Origin of the sequence: Micromonospora sp. CA-248260, assembly GCF_050942205.1 — a bacterium.
Taxonomy (GTDB): Bacteria; Actinomycetota; Actinomycetes; order Mycobacteriales; family Micromonosporaceae; genus Micromonospora; species Micromonospora antibiotica.
The window spans coordinates 2790167-2806833 of the sequence record NZ_CP192021.1; the positions used below are offsets into that span (position 1 = coordinate 2790167).

Consider the following 16667-nt stretch of genomic DNA (forward strand, 5'->3'; position numbering starts at 1 on the left):
CGCCGAGGCCCACGGCGGTGGGCAGCGCCCGGCGACGGTCGTCACGCCGGTCGGTTGCCGGTGCGTCGGCGGCTCAGCGCGCCTGGTCGAGCCGGAGCGCCGCCTGCGCGACCGTCGACCGGCACGCCACCCCACGGTGCGGGTGGCGTGCCGGTCGGCGGCGGACTACTCGGCCGGGTCCCGGCGGGCCGGGCCGGCGACCGCATAGGTGACCAGCCCACCGATGGCGAGCACCGCCGCCACCACCGTGGCGGCCCGGCTGTCGGGCGGTTGGCCCTGCCACGTCGCGACCGCTCCCCAGGTGCCCGGCTGTGGGTAGAGGGCGGCGATGGTGGTCCAGCCCAGTGGCAGGAACCAGGACCGGGCGGCGCCGACCACCGTGGCGCACAGCGCCATCAGACCGAGCAGCCCGGTGGCGTCGCGGACCACCAGCGCGACCGGCCCGAACCGGGCTCCGGTGTGCCGCGTGGCGAGCAGGACCACCAGGATGATCAGCAGGCCGGCGAGCAGGTGCACCGCGCGCCGCCAGGCCCAGCGCACCGACGCGGTCCGCTCCAGGTTCTCGTCCGGGCCGGCGAGGGTGGGCGCGAGCGCCGTGACCATCAGCAGGACGGTCAGGACGACCATCATCGGGGTGACGTCCCGCTCCTTGGCGAAGGCCAGGTACAGCGCCCAGAGCACCGCCACCCCGCCGACTGCGGCGGCCAGCGCCAGCGGCACGTGTCGCGACCGTAGGTAGAGCAGCGTCCAGGTCACCGGGCACTCCGCGACAGCATCCCGGTGGGATCCTGGCAGGCCCGCAGGGCGTCGCGGACCGTAGTGACCCGGGCCAGCGCCTCCGCTTCGGGCAGGTCACGCAGGCCCCGCCACAGGGTGACCGCCTCGGGGTTGATCCCGGGGTCCTCCTCGATCATGCCGGGAACCACCCCCACGGACGACCGCGGCTCACGGCCCAGGAGCCAGTAGGCCGCCGCCCGTTCGACCACCTCGTCGCCCTCTTGGCACTTGCCGTCGTACGGGACGCCCAGGTGCCCGACGATCTCGGGGACCACGGCGGCCGGGTGGGCGAGCCGGCCCCGCTTGTCGATTCGGATCTCGATCGTGACGACACCCGGCTTGGTGACCGGTGTGACCTGGTCGAACGTGATCGTGCGGGTGTCCTCGTGCACGACGGCCGCCGCATCAGGCATTTTCGCCAGCGCCGTGAGGCCCTCCCGGGCCAGCGGGGTCACCGTGTCGAGCACCTTGGCGTGGACCCGGCTGACGCACACCGTCGGGGTGTCGTCGGTGCACACCAGCTCCTGCGCGACCGGGTCGACCGGCCAGTTGAGCGTGTCCCGGTCGTGGGGGAGGACCGTCGTGGCCACCACGAACCCGAGCAGCACCGGCAGCACCGCCATCGCCCGGACCCGCCAGCCGTCGGCGACGTACAACAACAGGCCGGTGGCGGCGAGCGTGATCATCGAGATCGCCAGCGCGCCGCTGACCCGGTTGTCGATCGTCTGGTAGTCGTGGAACGGGCCCGAGCCGTGGGCCGGGGAGATCGCCGCGGCCACCCGATCCGGCGTACCGACGGTGACGAAGAAGACCAGCAGCACCCCGCCCACCGCCAGCGCCGGTGCGGTCACCAGGGCGGGCAGCAACCGCCCGATCCCCAGTCCGAGCCACCCCGCAGCGACCAGGGACAGCGCACCGACCGTGGTGACGACGACGAAGTGCAGCAGGGGCAGGTACGACGCGGTGGTGACGATCCAGGCGATGCCCGCCACGGTCACCAGGAGATAGGCGGTCACGAGGGTGAGGGCCATCGTGCCGAGCACCGGCAGCATCCGCCCGGCGCGGGACCGGGCGGTGGTGGCGAACAGTTCGCCGACCTTCGCCCGGTGCTCCCGGCGACCCTGCCAGGCGCCGGCTGCGAGGGCCAGCGGCCACAACAGGAGCAGGTACTCCCGGATGGCCAGGGCCAGGGCCATCCAGCCACTCGACCAGCGGCCGGTCGCCACGTACAGCGCGCCGACCCCGACCACCACCGTGACCAGCGCAGCGCCGACCGCGGCGGAGCGGCGCAGTTCGATGCCCATGATGCTCATCCGGGCCCCCCGCTTTCCTTCGGGCTGCGGTGCGGCGTGGACGGTCCGCCCGCTCATCGGGCGGCCTCCGCGCGGTGCTGACGCAGCAGCGCGGAGTAGCCCCGCTCCGCCGGGCTGTCGCCGGCGTGGCCCGCGTCGCCCTGCGCGGCGAGCACCTCGGGCGTGCCCCGCCACACCAGGCGGCCCTCGTTCACCAGCACGACGTCGGTGCAGGCCGCCGCCACGTCCTCGACCAGGTGGGTGGAGACCAGCACGCAACTGTCGGTGCCGAGGTCGCGCAGCAGCTCACGGAAGTCGAGTCGCTGTTCCGGGTCGAGGCCGACGGTCGGCTCGTCGAGCAGCAGCAGCCGCGGGTCGTTGACGATGGCCTGGGCGATGCCGGCCCGACGCAGCATGCCGCCGGAGAGCGTCTTGAGCCGGGCGTCGGCCCTGGCGGTGAGCCCGACCCGGTCGATGGCCCGCTGCACCGCCGCCGGGATGGCGGACCTGGGCATCTCCTTGAGCCAGGCCAGGTAGCCGACGAACTCGCGCACCGTGAACCGGGGGTAGTAACCGAAATGCTGGGGCAGGTAACCCAGGTCGCGGCGCACCGGTCGCAGCTCGGCGCGGCCGTTGACCGGGTGCCCGAGCAGCGTCAACCGGCCACCGGCCGGGGCCACGACGGTCGCCAGGGCCCGCATCAGCGTGGTCTTGCCCGCGCCGTTGGGGCCGAGCAGCCCGTGCACGCCGGTGCCCAGGGCCAGGTCGAGGCCGTTGACGGCCAGGTGCCGACCGGCCCGGACCTGTAGGGCCTCCGCGTGGATCGTCCAGGGATAGGTGGTGGCGGTCGTCTCGACCGCGCTCACGGCACGCATCGTCGTCATCTCCTTCAGTGATCGCCTGGGGGCGGCGTGGGATACGGCCCGGAGGGCCGGGTGGCGGGTGGCGGGTGGGGGTTACCCGTGGTGGGAGAGCCGCCGGAATCCGTTGGCCCGCAGGAGGGCCATGATGGTCAGGACGACCGTGGCCAGGGCCCAACTGGGGGCGCTCTGCGCCGACAGCAGCACCGGCAGCCGGGCGGCGACGAGGCTGGGGGCGACCACCGCGAGCGTCCAGACCGTGACCAGTCCGATCGCAGCGTGGCGTACCCCGACGAGGGTGCCCAACAGGAGCGTGGCGGCGGTGAACGCCAGGCAGGGCAGCAACATCAGGGCAAGCGACATCCCGGTGCCGGCACCGACCACCGCGAGCACGGGAATGACGAACGCCAACACCGCAGCCGTACGCCGCAGCAGCATCGTCAGACCGCTGGCGGGCGTGGCGGCGATCAGCTCCCAGGCCGGGTCGGCCCGCCGGTGCCAGGCGACGGCCACCCCGGGCAGCGGTGCCAGTGGTGCGATGAGCAGCACCAGCGAGGGGGTGCCGACCCACAGCGCACCGAGTACGGCCGCACACGCGAGCACCGTGCCGGTCATCGCCAGCCACGGCAGCAGCGTGCCGACGAACCAGCGGTGTCGCAGCACCGACCAGGGCCGGCTGCGGCCGACGGGCACCGCCGCCGTCGCGATCTCGCGGTCCAGCACCAGCGCGACCTGGTCGATCACGGCCCGGCTCGCCCCGGTGGTGCTGCCGGCCAACCGGGCGCGGCAGTCGGCGCAGTCCTCCAGGTGCACCTCGATCGCCCAGACGCCGGGTTCGTCGAGTTCCGGATCCCCGGCGGCGTAGCGTTCGATCTGGGACAGGCTGGGGTGGGTGGTCATGACAGCGCCTCCCGGAGGGCGATGCGGGCTCGGCGGACACGGGATTTGACGGTGTTCTCCGGTACGCCCAGCAGCACCGACGCCTCCCGCGAGGAGAGCCCGTCGAGGACGGTGGCCCGCAGCGCGGCCCGGACCTCGGGTGGCAGGACGAGCAGGGCCTGTTCCAACTCCTGGCCGATCCGCGCGGCCATCACCTCGTCCTCGGCGGCCGGGGCCGTGCTCGGCATCAGCTCCACCTGCGGCAGTCGGCCCTTGCGCGCCCGGTGGCGGAACGCGTCGACCAGGCGGTGGGCGGCGATGGTCCACAGCCAGCCCACGGCGCTGCCCTGCGCCCCGGCGCTGTCCCTGCCCCGGGGACCGGCGAAGCTGCCCGCCGCCCGCCAGACCGCCAGGTAGGTGTCCTGGAGCACCTCGGCGACGACGTCGGGGTCGGCGCAGCGACGGCGCAGGCGCACCTCCAGCCACGGCGCGGTACGCCGGTAGAGCTCGTCGAACGCCCGCCTGTCTCCGCGGGCGACGCGTCGTACGAGTTCACCCTCGTCGGCCGCGTCCAGGTCTGTTCTCACACCCGGTCAGACGACGGGTCCACCGGGAATGGGTCCGGCTTCCGCGTGATCGTCGTCACATCCAAGATCGCGACCGTGCGGTGTGGTCCGGCCACCCGGGGTGGGGAGGGCAGGGTCGCCGGTCCCGGCCGGGCGGGTCATCCGGCCGCCGCCAGCGCGTCCCGCAGGTGGGCGTGGGTGTCGTCGTCGAACGCGACGAGCCGGATCCGTTCGAGGTTCGTCGGGGTGGCCCGGACGGTCGCGACGGCGACGCGGGCGGCCCGGTCGGGCGGGTAGCCGTACACGCCGGTGGCGATGGCGTCCACGTTCTCCCGCGTGATGTCACCCTTGACGACCTCGATCACTGCCATCGCACAATCCTGACACATCAGGGCGAAGCCCCGCCGGGTCGCCGGTCCCCGCCGGCACCGTCCGGCGACCCCGTGGGCGGCCGTGCCCGGGGCTGCCGGCCGGCGGGGGCCGACCCACGCTAGTTTGCTCGGATGAGTCTGCTCGATGACGTCGCCCAGCGCGACGGTTGGCGGTGCTGGGTGTGCGACGAGCCGGTCGACGCCGACAGGTCGGTGAACGACCCCCGGGGGCCCAGCGTCGACAGCCGCACCGCCGACCGGAAGGCCAAGGTCGTCGAGCGGCTCGCGCACCGTGCCTGCAACACCCGCAAGGGCGCGGTCAAGGTGGTCGTCGCCTGGCCGGACCGGCTGCGCGTGGTGGAGCCCGCACCGCTGGTCGCCGTCGCCGAGCGGCTCGAACGCAAGGGCGGCCGGGAACTGGTGGCCCGCTGCCCCAGCCGCCGGGACGCCCAGGAAGCGGCCGACTGGCTGGTGGACCGGTTCTCCCGGTTGGTGCCCGGGCTGCCGGTGACCGCCAGCGTCGAGGCGGGCGGCGGACAGTACCTCGTCGCCCTGGCCGCCCACCGCCGCTGACCGGCGACCCGGCTGGCCGGCGACCCGGCTGGCCGGCGACCCGGCTGGCCGGCGACCCGGCTGGCCGGCGACCCGGCTGGCCGGCGACCCGGCTGGCCGGCGACCCGGCTGGCCGGCGACCCGGCTGGCCGGCGCCGCGATGGCCGTTGGCAGGTGGCCGAACGACGGTGGCAACGGTCGGCCGGGCGGGGCGGCGGCCCCGGTGGGTGCGCCGTCCGTCGGCGTCAGAAGGCTCCGGGCCCGGCGTTGACCTGCGCGTAGGAGGGAAGGTCCCCGCGTACCGGATGGCCGTCGCGGACGGCCAGGGCCGTCTCCACCGTGGCGGCGAGGGCGGCGCGGAAGAGCAGGGAACCGGTGCTGATCCGTCGTACGCCGAGCTCGGTCAGGGCGGCGACGGTGTGCCGTCCGGGCAGGAAGAGGACGTTCACCGGGACGTCGACCGCCGCCACGACGGCGGCGATGTCGGCGGGCTCCGCCAGACCGGGAACGAACACGGCGTCGGCGCCGGCGTCCGCGTACCGCCGGACCCGACGCAGGGCCTCCGTCAGGTCGCCGGGGCGTTGCCAGTGGGTGTCGGTCCGGGCGTTGACGAACAGGTGGGGGACCTCCCGCTTCACCGAGCGGATCAGCGTGGCGTGCGTGTCGGCCGGACCCATGGCGTCCTCCATGTTCACCCCGACGGCTCCCGCCTGCGCCACCGCGACCGCGGCGTCGACCGAGCCGGTCTCGATGTCGACGGTGACGGTGACCGGGAGGGTCGCCAGGCTCCGGGTGAGGCGCAGGGTGTCGGCGTCGGCGGCGTTGACCCCGTCGGGCAGGCCGTTGGCGGCCGCGACGCCGAGGCTGGTCGTACCGAGCGCCGGGAACCCGGCGTCGACCAGGGCGCGGGCCGAGGCGACATCCCACACGTTCGGCAGGACCAACGGATCGCCGGTGCGGTGGAGTGCGGCGAAGTCCCTCACGCCCGCGCCGCCGCCGTGGTGGCCGGTGGGCCGGACGGAGAGTCGTTCAGGACGGCGTCAGGACAGCTGGTCGGCATGGGGTGAACCCTACGACCCGCACCGCGCGACGACCGGCCGGCCGGGAGCACGGGCCCGCCCCCGCACGCCGCCGCCGACCCGCGAGGACCCGCTATCCGACGGCCGTGCCTGGTCACCGGCGATCGACGGGCGGGGTGTGCGTCGAGGCCCTAGGGTGGCGGCTCTGGCCGGCCGATCGAGGGAGAGACCGTTGTCGCCGTCGTACCACCCCGCCCGTCGGCGCAGCGCCGTCGTCGCCCTGAGTCTGGTCGTCGGGCTCGTCGGCTGCGCCGCGCCCCGGGCCGAACGGGCGCAGCCGCCACCCGTGCGGGTCGAGGAGACCCAGGAGAGCCTGCGCGACGGCAGCGCCTCGCCCGCCCCGGCCGGCCCCCGGCCGGCCTGGTCGGCACCGGTGCGGCGGCTGGACCAGGAGTTGGCCGAGGTCGGGCAGCTCATCGTCGTGCCCGACGAGCGGGAACTGCGCGCCGTGGACCGCGCCACCGGGCAGGACCGGTGGCGGCACCCGTTCACCACCGGCTACCGCTACGTGGTCGTCGGCGGGTCGATCGTGGCCGGCGACAACGACGACGGCGGTGTGGAGGTGCTCGACGCGGCCACCGGCGTCACCCGGTGGCGGGCGGCGGAGACCCAGGACGTCGTCGTCGACGACCGGGCCGTCTACGCCCGGGAATGTGCCGGCACCGGCAGGTCGGCGACCTGCGCGATCATCGGCCGGGACGTGCAGACCGGTCGCCAACTGTGGAAACTGCCCTCCGACCGGTTCGCTCGGGTGAGCGACGTGACCCTCGGCGCGCGCACGCCGTACGCGCCGGCTGCCGGCCGGTACGTGGCGGTACGGCTGAGCACGTCCGACCGCCCGGCCACCTACACCCCCGTCGCCCCGACCACCGGCCGGACCGGTGCCGGGCGGCTGCCGAACCGGGCCTGGTACGGGTTCGTCGCCGGTGACCTGCTGGTGAGCACCGACAACGATCCGCCCAAGGGTGACCAGCGTTGCACGGTCAGCATCACCAGCGTCCAGGCGGCCAGTGGAGGCCGGGGCTGGTCCGGGGTGGTCTACAGCGGGCGCCGGGAGAACGGCGAGTGCGCCAAGCGGTTGGTCCACGACCGCAGCGGGCAGACCCTGATCGGCAGCGGCACCCGGCTCGTCGCGGTCACCGCCGACGAGCGACCGCAACTGGTGGACCTGCGCACCGGCGCGACGGTCTGGAAGGGGGCCGCCGCCGGCGTACCGATCGATGGTGACGACCGGTCGGTGCTGGTGCGCGACAAGGCCGACACGGGCGGGTTGGCGTTGCTCGACCTGGCCACCGGCGCGTCCCGGTGGACCGTGCCGGATCCGGCGCTGCCCGGCACGTCGGCGAGCTGGCGGTCGGCGGTCACCGGGGGACTGGTGGCGGTCAGCGGGGCCGAGGACGGCCGACCGCAGGTGCTGGTGTACGACGTCGGCACCGGTCGTGAGCTCGGCCGCTACCCCGGCTGGCTCGCCGGGGCGGGGCGGGACTGGGTCGCGGTCAGCCATTCCGGCACCGGCGGTCTCGCGGTGGACCTGCACACCTTCTGAACCTGACGACCGGGCACCGGCGGCGACGTGCCCCGGCGGAATCCGCCGGGGCACTCAGCTCACCGCCGTCGGCGGCCAGGGTGGCGTCGGGGCAGTGCGGTCGGCGCGGTCGCCGACCGGTCAGTCGTCGTCACCGTCGTCCGAGTCGTCATCGTCGTCGTCGTCCTTGCCGGACCTGTCGTCGTCGTCCGCCTTCTCCTGCTCGGACTTGACGACGGCGCCGTTCTCCCGGTCGACCTCGACTTCGTGCTCGGTGTCGCCGTTGATGATCTCCACGCTCCACACCGGGCGGCCCTCCTCCTGCTCCCGCTCGATCTCGGTGATCTGACCAGCGCCCACCTTGGCCAGGGCGATCTCGCCGGCACGCTGCTGGCTGACCGCGTCGTCGGTGGTCGGGGCGGTGCTGCCACCGGGAGCCGGCGAACCGGTCGTCGGCGTGCCACCGGGCGTGCCGGGCGTGGAGGCGGTGGCACTCGGGTCGACCGGGGCGGGAGCGGTCGTCTCGGCGGTGGGCGTGGCGACCGGTGCCCGTTCCGCGGCGGACACGCCGAGCGCCGTGCCGGTGACGGCGAGGACGACGGCGCCGCCCGCGGCCGCCAGGAGCAGGGATGTGCGCTTCATGGTGCGTACCTCCGGGGTTTCTCGGTTGTTGCAGTGAGCGTGCCCCGGCGGTGGATAGCGGCGCGCTGTGCCGACCCTAAGCTCCGGTTAAGGACGACCCGGGCGGTCCGAGCCGGAGTGTCACGACCGCGCCGCCCGCCGCGCCACCACCCAGGTCGAGCTGTCCGCCGCTGGCCTGCGCGGCGCGGCGGGCGATGTCCAGCCCGAGACCGGTCGACCCGGCCCGGCTGGCACCCCGCTCGATCAAGCCGGCCGGGATCCCCGGTCCCGCGTCGGCGACGGTCAGGGCGGCGCCGGCGGCCTCCCGGGTCAACCGGACGGTGAACCCGTTGCCGTCCGGGGTGTGCGCGAAGACGTTGCCCAGCAGGGCGTCCACGGCTGCGGCCAGCTCGTCGGCGGGCACCCCGACCGGCAACGGTCCGGCCGCCAGGTCGAGGGTGACCGTGCGGCCGGTGTCCTCGGCGAGCACCGACCAGAAGGCGACCCGTTCGCCCACGATCGCGGCGGCGTCGGCGGTGACCGTGCCGGGGCCGGTGTCGTCGGGGACGCTGCGCCAGCGGGCCTGCCGGATCAGGCCGGTGACCGCCCGCTCCAACCCGTCCACGGCCGCCGCCACCCGGGCCGCGTCGTCCGGGTCGCGCAGCGACTCCGCCTCCAGCCGGAGCGCGGTCAGCGGCGTACGCAACCGGTGCGACAGGTCGGCCACCTGCTCGCGTTCCTCGCGCAGCAGCACCTGGATCCGGGCGGCCAGGTGGTTGAGCGCACCGGCGACCTCGCGCAGTTCCGGTGGGCCGGCCGGTTCGGCGCGGGCGGTCAGCTCGGCGTTGGCCAGCCGGTGCGAGACCGAGGAGAGTTCGGTGATCGGCCGGACCAGGGTGCGGGCCAGCCGGTCGGCGACGGCGAGGCCGAGCAGCACGAGCACGATGCCGAGCGCGGCCAGCACCAGCCAGGCGCGGGCCACCCCGGCAGTGACGTCGGCCCGGGGCACCACGGTGCGGATCACCCCGGTGCCGTCGGGTCGGCCCTGCACCGCGATCACGATCTCCCGACCGCCGTCCAGCTCCGCGGTGAGGCTCTGGCCCCGGGCGGCGAGGGCCACCGCGGGGGTACGCGGTTCCTGCGCGCCGAGCACCGTGCCGTCGGGCAGGTAGACGCTGACCGGTCGACCCGACTCGGCGGTGAGCTGCTCGACGGTCAACCGGATCGTCGCGGTGTCGGCGGTGCCGACCACCGGCACCAGCCCCTGCACGTCGGCGGTGGCCCGGACGGTGGCCCGGTCCTCGGCGACCGTGCGCACCAGCAGGGCCAGCGGCACCAGGAAGGCGACCAGGGTCAGACAGGTGGTCGCCGCGACCAGGAGCGCCAACCGCCGTCTCATCCGTCCTCCTGTCCGGCCGCACCCCGGCGGCCCCGCCGCAGGGGCGGGCGAGCCTGCTCACGGCCACCGCGCCGGGTGGGGCAGGTGCACCACAGCTTGGCAGGCTAGCCGGTCCGCCGGCGGCCGGGTCACCCGTTAACCCTCGTTTATCCTCGCGCCGTGCGGGGCTTGGCGGCCGATCCGGCATAGTCGGGGCATGGGTCGTCGCGCGTTCCTCGCCACCGCCGGCTGGCTGGCCGCCGCCGTGCTCGCCACCCTGATCGGGGTGGCCGCGATCCGGTTGGTCGGCGAGAGCATCACCGGCACGCCCGGTGGGGTGCGCAGCCAGGCCGAGGTCGAGCGGGCGTTGGCGGCGCCGGCCCCGGCGACGCCGGCCACCGCGTCGCCGGGCCCGGCGGGTCCCGGGCCGTCGTCGGCCGCGGCCTCCTCGACGCCCGGCCTGCGCCGCAGCTTCTCCACCCCGGGGGGTACGGCGGTCGCCGAGTGCGTGGGGGCCGACGTGCGGCTGGTCTCCTGGGCGCCGGCCCAGGACTACCGGGTCAAGGACGTGGACCGGGGGCCGGACGACGACGCGGAGGTGACCTTCGCCGGCCCGGCTGGGGAGTTCGAGGTGAAGGTCGGCTGCATCGGCGGCGAGCCGGTGGCCCGCCCGGGGGGCGGTGACTGACGGCCCTGCGGGCCGGGCAGGCGCACGGTCAGGTCGGTTCGACCCGTCGACACGGCGAGCATCGTCGATGCCTTGACACTCCTGATGCGATCGCTAACACTTGTCTGCAACGCGCACGTAACAACCAGGATGCTTCGGCGGCACTCCCGCGAAGTGCTCTGGAACTGCTCGTTCGGCACGTCACCCAGACCGGGGTCGGGAGTTCCCGGGACGGACCCGCCCGCCGCTATGTTAACGCTAACATGCGGGCGACTCGTAACGGCGGTGTCCGGCCCCGGCGGCAACCGTGGGCCCGGTCGACCACCGCGGGCGGCCCCGGTGTGGGGCGGCCCGGGGAGCGGGGGTGGTCGGTCGCACCGGTGTCGTGCCACGGGTGGGGGCGACCGTCGGCCCGACCGGAGGTCTCCCGTCGTTGTCCGTTGCCGAGGCCACCCGGACGACCCCGTCCGTGGTCCGACCCCAGAGAGGCCAGGTCACGTGATCGACCAATTCCTGCCCCGGACCCCGGCGCGTGCCGGCGACGTCCCGGCACCGTCCCGCCGTGTCCGGTCGCCACGTCGGCTGCTGGTCGCGCTGCTGGCCGCGGCGACCGCGCTGGTCGGCGGGGTGGTGGTCGCGTCGTCGCCGGCCACCGCCGCCACCAGTGCGTTCCGGGGCATGAACTGGGCCGTGCTGGGGGACAACTTCAGCACCGGCCCGCTCGTCGTGCAGGGTCTCAGCGCATCCGACAGCAACGCGACGGTACGCGCCAAGGCCAACGCCCTCTACGACGACATGGCCGCCACCATGGGGATCAACACCGTGCGGCTGCCCGTCAACACCCACACGGTGGGAACGGCGTGGTGGGAGGCGTACCGGGGGGCCATCGACGCGGCCACCGCCCGGGGGTTCAAGGTCATCCTGGCCTACTGGGAGGACGGCGCGGCCTCTGGCGGCCGGATCACCAACCTCGCCGCGTGGAACGCGATGTGGACCACGGTGACCAACACCTACGGCACCAACCCCAACGTCTACTTCGAGCCGATGAACGAACCGCACGGTTACAGCTCGGCGGACTGGCGCAACGTCGCGGCGAACTGGCTCAGCTCCCACCCCTCGGCACCGCCCGGCCGGGTGCTGATCGGTGGCACCGGCTTCAGCCAGGACCTGCGGGACATCTGCAACGACAGCCGCTTCAACGCCACGCTGCTCTCCTTCCACTACTACGCCTTCTTCTACGGCGCGATGACCTACGACGCCTTCCTCGGTCACATTCAGGCCCGCCTGGGCAACTGCGCCTCCCGCGCGGTCGCGACCGAGTACGGCGCGCCGATGAACGACGGCCGCAACTACGCCGACGCGAACAGCACCGACAACTTCGTGCGCTACATCCGGGCGATGGCCCAGGTGATGCGGGACAACCAGATGGGCGGCACCTACTGGCCCGCCCTCGGTGGCAAGCCCGGCACCATCGGCTACGACTGGTACTCGATGTACGCGCTCACCGGCACCGGCACCGACCTCAACCTGACCGTCCGCAACCCCTCCGGCGCCGACCGGGTCCGCTACGGGTGGGGTGACGCCGTCGGCGGTGGCCCCACGACGCCGCCCCCGAGCACCGGGACGTACTACCGGGTCACCGTGCGGCACAGCGGCAAGGCCATGGACGTGCAGCAGCCCAACACCGACAACGGCGCGCGGGTCGGCCAGTACACCTACGCCGGCAACGCCTGGCAGCAGTGGCAGTTCGTCGACGCGGGCAGCGGCTGGTGGCGGCTGGTCAGCCGGCACAGCGGAAAGTGCCTCGACGTGACCAGCGCCTCCACGGCCGACGGTGCCGAACTCATCCAGTACACCTGCGGCAGTGGCACCAACCAGCAGTTCCAGATGGTCACCAACGGCAGCTACTTCCAGCTCCGGGCCCGGCACAGCAACAAGTGCGTGGACGTGCCGGCCTCGTCGACCGCCGACGGCCAGGTGCTCAAGCAGTACACCTGCAACACCGGCGCCAACCAGCAGTGGTCCCGCACCACCGTCTGACGACGTGACGCCGGGGGTCGGAACCGGGCGGGCGGCTCAGCCGTCGGCCGGTCCGGCCCCCGGGCCGTCGTCCACCGTGGGGAACGAGACCTGCACCCGCAGCCCGTCCCCGCCACGGGCGGACGCGGTGATGATGCCCTCGTGGGCCCGGGTGATCGAGCGGGCGATCGACAGGCCGAGGCCCGCGCCGCCGCTGTGGTCGATGCGGACACCGGACCTGCGCCGGAACGGCTCGAACAGGGCGGCGACCTCGTCCGGTGGCACGTCGTCGCCGGTGTTCTCGACGACCAGCGCGGGCTCCGTGCCCACCCGGACCTCCAGGGTCCCGCCGGGCCGGTTGTACTTCACGCCGTTCTGCACCAGGTTGGCGACCAGCCGCTCCAGCAGCACCTGCTCGCCCACGACCAGCCGTGGGCTCAGTTGGCTGGTGATCGTGACGTCGGCCCCGTCGGCCCGGGCCCGGTGGGCGTCGAGCACCGTGGTGACGATCCGGTCGAGCCGCAACGGGGTACGGGTCAGCAGGCCACGGTCGCTCTCGCTGAGCACCAGCAGCCCCTCGATCAGGCGTTCGTTGCGTTCGTTGGTCTCCAGCAGTTGCGCGGTGAGCAGCGCGAGCTGGTCGTCGTTGAGGCTGCGGGCCATGCCGACCTCGATCAGGGTGCGCTGGACGGCGAGCGGGGTCCGCAACTCGTGTGACGCGTCGGCGGCGAACCGGCGCTGGGCCTCGTAACCCACCGCGATCCGGTCCATCATCTCGTCGATGGTGCGGCCCAGGACGGCCAGTTCGTCGCGGCCCGGGCCGGGCTTCAGCCGGTGCCCCAGATTCTGCGGGCCGACGTTGGCGATCACCGGGACCAGGTCCCGCAGCGGACGCAGGCACCAGCGGGCGGCCGGGTAGCAGGCCGCCAGCATGCTCAGCAGCACGACCGTCAGGGCGATCGCCTGGGGAATGCGGGGCCGCCGGAACACCTGCACGCAGGCGAACGAGGCGTCACCGTCCGGCGCCTGCCACGCGGGCCTGGCGCACCAGGACGGGCCGAACTCCCGCCACAGTGACAGCAGCAGGTCGGCGGCCGGCGTGACCAACGGGGCGGCGAGCAGGAGCACCCCGAAGGCCAGGAGCATCCGCCGGGCCGGGGAGGGGAACCTCATGCGCCGAGCCGGTAGCCGACGCGGGGGATGGTGTGGATCACCGGCGGGTCGCCGAGCTTGCGGCGCAGCGTCATCACGGTGGTCCGTACCGTGTTGGTGAACGGGTCGGTGTGCTCGTCCCAGGCCTGCTCCAGCAGGTCCTCGGCGCTGACCACCCGGCCAGCGGCGCGCATCAGCACGTGCAGCACGGCGTACTCCTTGGGGGACAGCGAGAGCGGCAGCCCGTCGCGGGAGGCGGTGTGCCGGGTGACGTCCAGCACGATGCCGTCCTGCTCCAGCACCGGGGGCAGCGCCGGCGTCGAGCGTCGCGACAGCGCCTGCAACCGGGCGGCGAGTTCGGCGAAGGCGAACGGTTTGGTCAGGTAGTCGTCCGCGCCCAGGCCGAGACCCTCGACCCGCTGGCGGATGCCGGCCGCGGCGGTCAGCAGCAGCACCCGGGTCCCGGTGCCGGAGCCGGCGATCCACCGGCACACGTCGTCACCGGTATGGCCGGGCATGTCCCGGTCGAGCACGGCCACGTCGTAGCGGTTGACCGCGAGCCGTTCCAGGGCGCTGTCGCCGTCGTAGACCACGTCGACGGCCATGGACAACCGGCGTAGCCCTTCGGCCACCATGTCGGCCAGCACCCGCTCGTCGTCAGCCATCAGCACCCGCACTACGTCTCCCGCCGCTCGTTCCAGGGTGTCCGGGACCGTCGGCAAGGCTGACACCCGCCGGATAAAGAACCGATAAGGGTGCCGCTGACGCGGCACCCACGGCTGGCCCCTCAGCATCGGAGCAGTTCCTGCTCCCGATCGCACAGGTTGGTGACACCTTGCTCCGACTCGCCACGAATTGTGTCATGGTCGCGCTGGCCGCCACCGCGCTCACCCTCGCCCCCGTCGGTGTCCGGCCGGCGGCGGCGATCGCCCACGGTGAGGACGCGGCCGACGGCGCGTACCGGTTCTCGGTGCGGCTGACCATGGTCGACCTGCCGGTTGCCGGTGGCGGCACCCGGGACAGTTGGTGCTCCGGCGCGTTGGTCGCGCCCCGCTGGGTGATCACCGCCGGGCACTGCTTCCGCAGCCCCGGCGGGCAACGCGTCAGCCGGGTCGTGGCCCGCCGGACCCTGGTCACGGTCGGCCGGACGACCCTCGACAGTCGGGCCGGCCACCAGGCCGAGGCCATCGCGGTCCGCCAGTCGGACGCCGCCGACGTGGCCCTCGTCGAGTTGGGCACCCCGATCACCGGCGTCGCGCCGCTGCGGATCGGTGACACGCCGCCGGTGCCGGGTGAGGTCGTCCGGCTGACCGGCTACGGCCTGACCACGGCAGACGGGCCGGCCCCGGCGGACCGGCTCCAGACCGGGCAGTTCACCGTCGGCCGGGTGGGTGCCGACGTCATCGAGACCTCCGGCCGGCGGCCCCGGGCGGACACCAGCCCGTGCCCGCACGATTCCGGTGGACCCTACTTCCGGGAGCGGGCGGACGGCACTGCCGTCCTGGTGGCGGTGGTCAGCACCGGCCCGGGATGCCCGCATCCGGGACCCGACTTCAGCGCCCGTACCGACACTCTCCGGGACTGGATCACCGACACGACCGACCCGGCCAACCGGCCTTCCCGCTGGGTGCCGGTGGGTGTCGGCGCGGTCCTGGCGCTCCTGCTGCTCCCGGTGGCGCTGGTGACGCGCCGCCGTCGCCGGACGGCACCGGTGCCGGCGCGGGCCGGGCGCGGCGTCGACGGGTAGGGCGGCGGCCCGGCCGGGTGCGGTAGTCGTCGACCTCGATGCGGTACGGGCGGATTCCGCAATCCCGCAGGTCGGAGCCGAGTGCAGGGGCGAATTCGAGCCTTGCGCGGCCTGCCCCGCAGGTGTACAACTATCGCAGCTAGGTACACACCTAGCTTTCGGTGGTATGTAACAGTGGGAGCCGGGTGTGGACCGCTTAAAGATCGGTGTCGTCGGGATCGGGGTCCAGGGGCAGTTGCACGCCCGCGCGTTGCGCGACGTGCCGCAGGCCGAACTGGTCGCGGTCGCCGACATCTCGCCGCGCAACCGGGACTGGGCCGAGACGCACCTCGGCGTCCGGGCCGTCCCCGAACTCGGCGACCTCCTCGACGCGGTCGACGCGGTCAGCATCTGCACGCCGGACCACCTGCACGAGGACGCGACCCTCGCCGCGCTCGCGGCGGGCAAGCGGGTGCTGCTGGAGAAGCCGATGGCGCTGTCCAGCGCCGGTTGTGACCGGATCATCGCCGGCCGGCCCGACCCCGACGCGCTGATGATCGGTCAGGTGCTGCGCTTCGACCCCCGGGTGCTGCGGCTGCGGGAGGTGGTGCGGTCCGGCGAACTCGGCGACATCTGGCACGTCAAGGTGTGGCGGTGCACCTCGCAGGCGGTCGGCGAGGGGATCTGGGACCGTACCTCGGTCGCCTGGTTCCTCGGCATCCACGACGCCGACCTGCTCTGCTTCGTGACCGGCCGGGAGGTCGAGGTCACCGGAGCCGTCGGCCGCAAGGTGCTGTCGCCCAGCCACGACGTCGTGCACGCCACGATCCGATTCGACGACGGCGCCATCGGCACGATGGAGAACAACTGGACGCTGCCGCACTCCCGGCCGTCGCGGGCCGACGCCGGCCTGCGGATCGTGGGCGAGCACGGCATCCTGGAGATGAACCTATCCCACAACGACCTGATGTACGCCCGCCGCGACGGTGTGGCCAGCTTCATGGACACGTACTTCTGGCCCAGTCGCGACGGCGGCGGCGCCTACAACCTGCGTACCGAGTTGGCGGCCTTCGTCGACGCCGCGCTGAGCGGCGGACCGACGCCGGTCAGCGGTGAGGAGGGCCGGGCCGCCGTCGCCGTCGTCGAGGACATCGAGGCGGCCCTGGCCGGCGGCCCGGTGTCGCCGCCGCCCGGCAGCTGAGA

16 protein-coding genes and 1 pseudogene are annotated in these 16667 nt (G+C 74.0%); 6 read left to right on the top strand and 11 right to left on the bottom strand.

From position 1 onward, the window contains the following. Positions 1-165 precede the first annotated feature (165 nt). From ACQP2H_RS12275 to ACQP2H_RS12300, 6 genes and pseudogenes are all read right to left on the bottom strand, one after another. Positions 166-756 carry a hypothetical protein gene (locus ACQP2H_RS12275; protein WP_219460558.1) on the bottom strand — a complete coding sequence of 197 codons (591 nt, stop codon included), beginning with the start codon at positions 754-756 and terminating at the stop codon, positions 166-168. Continuing rightward, the gene (locus ACQP2H_RS12280) at positions 753-2147 is read right to left on the bottom strand and encodes a hypothetical protein (RefSeq protein WP_255597538.1); all 1395 of its coding nucleotides are present in this window, start codon (positions 2145-2147) and stop codon (positions 753-755) included. Before ACQP2H_RS12280 ends, ACQP2H_RS12275 begins: the two co-directional genes overlap by 4 nt. Continuing rightward, a complete protein-coding gene (locus tag ACQP2H_RS12285) occupies positions 2144-2944 on the bottom strand; it encodes an ABC transporter ATP-binding protein (RefSeq protein ID WP_219460559.1) in 801 nt (266 codons plus the stop codon). Before ACQP2H_RS12285 ends, ACQP2H_RS12280 begins: the two co-directional genes overlap by 4 nt. Before the next feature lie 81 nt (positions 2945-3025). Next, entirely contained in the window at positions 3026-3829 is an 804-nt protein-coding gene (locus ACQP2H_RS12290) for a hypothetical protein (RefSeq protein ID WP_219460561.1), read from the bottom strand. Further along, positions 3826-4395, bottom strand: coding sequence for an RNA polymerase sigma factor (locus ACQP2H_RS12295; RefSeq protein ID WP_219460563.1), 570 nt, complete (start codon positions 4393-4395; stop codon positions 3826-3828). The genes ACQP2H_RS12290 and ACQP2H_RS12295 overlap by 4 nt, the downstream gene beginning before the upstream one ends. A 137-nt stretch (positions 4396-4532) precedes the next feature. Then, positions 4533-4691: pseudogene (locus tag ACQP2H_RS12300) on the bottom strand (RNase III inhibitor); the annotation flags it as partial. Positions 4692-4877: 186 nt separating this feature from the next. Between ACQP2H_RS12300 and ACQP2H_RS12305 the strand changes: the two are divergent. Continuing rightward, positions 4878-5318, top strand: coding sequence for a hypothetical protein (locus ACQP2H_RS12305; protein WP_219460570.1), 441 nt, complete (start codon positions 4878-4880; stop codon positions 5316-5318). Between the two features lie 224 nt (positions 5319-5542). On the opposite strand, the gene ACQP2H_RS12310 is transcribed toward ACQP2H_RS12305, so the two are convergent. Then, complete coding sequence (locus ACQP2H_RS12310) at positions 5543-6280, bottom strand: isocitrate lyase/PEP mutase family protein (RefSeq protein WP_363823643.1); 738 nt, start codon at positions 6278-6280, stop codon at positions 5543-5545. A gap of 268 nt (positions 6281-6548) precedes the next feature. Between ACQP2H_RS12310 and ACQP2H_RS12315 the strand changes: the two genes are divergently transcribed. Next, on the top strand, positions 6549-7922 hold the full coding sequence (locus tag ACQP2H_RS12315) for a PQQ-binding-like beta-propeller repeat protein (RefSeq protein ID WP_357537204.1): 1374 nt from the start codon (positions 6549-6551) through the stop codon (positions 7920-7922). Between the two features lie 120 nt (positions 7923-8042). Here the strand turns inward: ACQP2H_RS12315 and ACQP2H_RS12320 are convergent, their stop codons facing one another. Together ACQP2H_RS12320 and ACQP2H_RS12325 are read right to left on the bottom strand one after the other, a co-directional pair. After that, a complete protein-coding gene (locus tag ACQP2H_RS12320; protein WP_357534012.1) occupies positions 8043-8543 on the bottom strand; it encodes a PepSY domain-containing protein in 501 nt (166 codons plus the stop codon). Between the two features lie 76 nt (positions 8544-8619). Continuing rightward, positions 8620-9921, bottom strand: coding sequence for an ATP-binding protein (locus tag ACQP2H_RS12325; protein WP_433232818.1), 1302 nt, complete (start codon positions 9919-9921; stop codon positions 8620-8622). Between the two features lie 196 nt (positions 9922-10117). Here ACQP2H_RS12325 and ACQP2H_RS12330 point away from each other — a divergent pair, with 196 nt between their 5' ends. Then, positions 10118-10588 carry a septum formation initiator gene (locus ACQP2H_RS12330; protein ID WP_219460588.1) on the top strand — a complete coding sequence of 157 codons (471 nt, stop codon included), beginning with the start codon at positions 10118-10120 and terminating at the stop codon, positions 10586-10588. A 477-nt stretch (positions 10589-11065) separates the two neighbouring features. Continuing rightward, the gene (locus ACQP2H_RS12335; protein ID WP_308290682.1) at positions 11066-12607 is read left to right on the top strand and encodes an RICIN domain-containing protein; all 1542 of its coding nucleotides are present in this window, start codon (positions 11066-11068) and stop codon (positions 12605-12607) included. 36 nt (positions 12608-12643) lie between these two features. On the opposite strand, the gene ACQP2H_RS12340 is transcribed toward ACQP2H_RS12335, so the two are convergent. Together ACQP2H_RS12340 and ACQP2H_RS12345 are read right to left on the bottom strand one after the other, a co-directional pair. Next, the gene (locus ACQP2H_RS12340; RefSeq protein ID WP_219460593.1) at positions 12644-13759 is read right to left on the bottom strand and encodes a sensor histidine kinase; all 1116 of its coding nucleotides are present in this window, start codon (positions 13757-13759) and stop codon (positions 12644-12646) included. Continuing rightward, positions 13756-14415 (bottom strand): response regulator transcription factor, encoded by a 660-nt coding sequence (locus ACQP2H_RS12345; protein WP_219460596.1) that lies wholly within the window; start codon positions 14413-14415, stop codon positions 13756-13758. The genes ACQP2H_RS12340 and ACQP2H_RS12345 overlap by 4 nt, the downstream gene beginning before the upstream one ends. Before the next feature lie 185 nt (positions 14416-14600). On the opposite strand from ACQP2H_RS12345, the gene ACQP2H_RS12350 reads away from it, so the two are divergent. Both ACQP2H_RS12350 and ACQP2H_RS12355 read left to right on the top strand, forming a co-directional pair. Then, positions 14601-15485 (top strand): S1 family peptidase, encoded by an 885-nt coding sequence (locus tag ACQP2H_RS12350; RefSeq protein ID WP_433232823.1) that lies wholly within the window; start codon positions 14601-14603, stop codon positions 15483-15485. 187 nt (positions 15486-15672) lie between these two features. Next, positions 15673-16665, top strand: a complete 993-nt coding sequence (locus tag ACQP2H_RS12355) for a Gfo/Idh/MocA family protein (RefSeq protein ID WP_433232826.1) — start codon at positions 15673-15675, stop codon at positions 16663-16665. The last annotated feature ends 2 nt before the right edge of the window (positions 16666-16667 follow it).

What these genes read in the sequence shown, in the direction of transcription:
- ACQP2H_RS12350 (WP_433232823.1), top strand. Translation starts at nt 14,601, where the DNA reads ATGGTCGCGCTGGCCGCCACCGCGCTCACCCTCGCCCCCGTCGGTGTC.
- ACQP2H_RS12305 (WP_219460570.1), top strand. Translation starts at nt 4,878, where the DNA reads ATGAGTCTGCTCGATGACGTCGCCCAGCGCGACGGTTGGCGGTGCTGG.
- ACQP2H_RS12340 (WP_219460593.1), bottom strand. Translation starts at nt 13,759, where the DNA reads ATGAGGTTCCCCTCCCCGGCCCGGCGGATGCTCCTGGCCTTCGGGGTG.
- ACQP2H_RS12330 (WP_219460588.1), top strand. Translation starts at nt 10,118, where the DNA reads ATGGGTCGTCGCGCGTTCCTCGCCACCGCCGGCTGGCTGGCCGCCGCC.
- ACQP2H_RS12290 (WP_219460561.1), bottom strand. Translation starts at nt 3,829, where the DNA reads ATGACCACCCACCCCAGCCTGTCCCAGATCGAACGCTACGCCGCCGGG.
- ACQP2H_RS12325 (WP_433232818.1), bottom strand. Translation starts at nt 9,921, where the DNA reads ATGAGACGGCGGTTGGCGCTCCTGGTCGCGGCGACCACCTGTCTGACC.
- ACQP2H_RS12280 (WP_255597538.1), bottom strand. Translation starts at nt 2,147, where the DNA reads ATGAGCGGGCGGACCGTCCACGCCGCACCGCAGCCCGAAGGAAAGCGG.
- ACQP2H_RS12285 (WP_219460559.1), bottom strand. Translation starts at nt 2,944, where the DNA reads ATGCGTGCCGTGAGCGCGGTCGAGACGACCGCCACCACCTATCCCTGG.
- ACQP2H_RS12320 (WP_357534012.1), bottom strand. Translation starts at nt 8,543, where the DNA reads ATGAAGCGCACATCCCTGCTCCTGGCGGCCGCGGGCGGCGCCGTCGTC.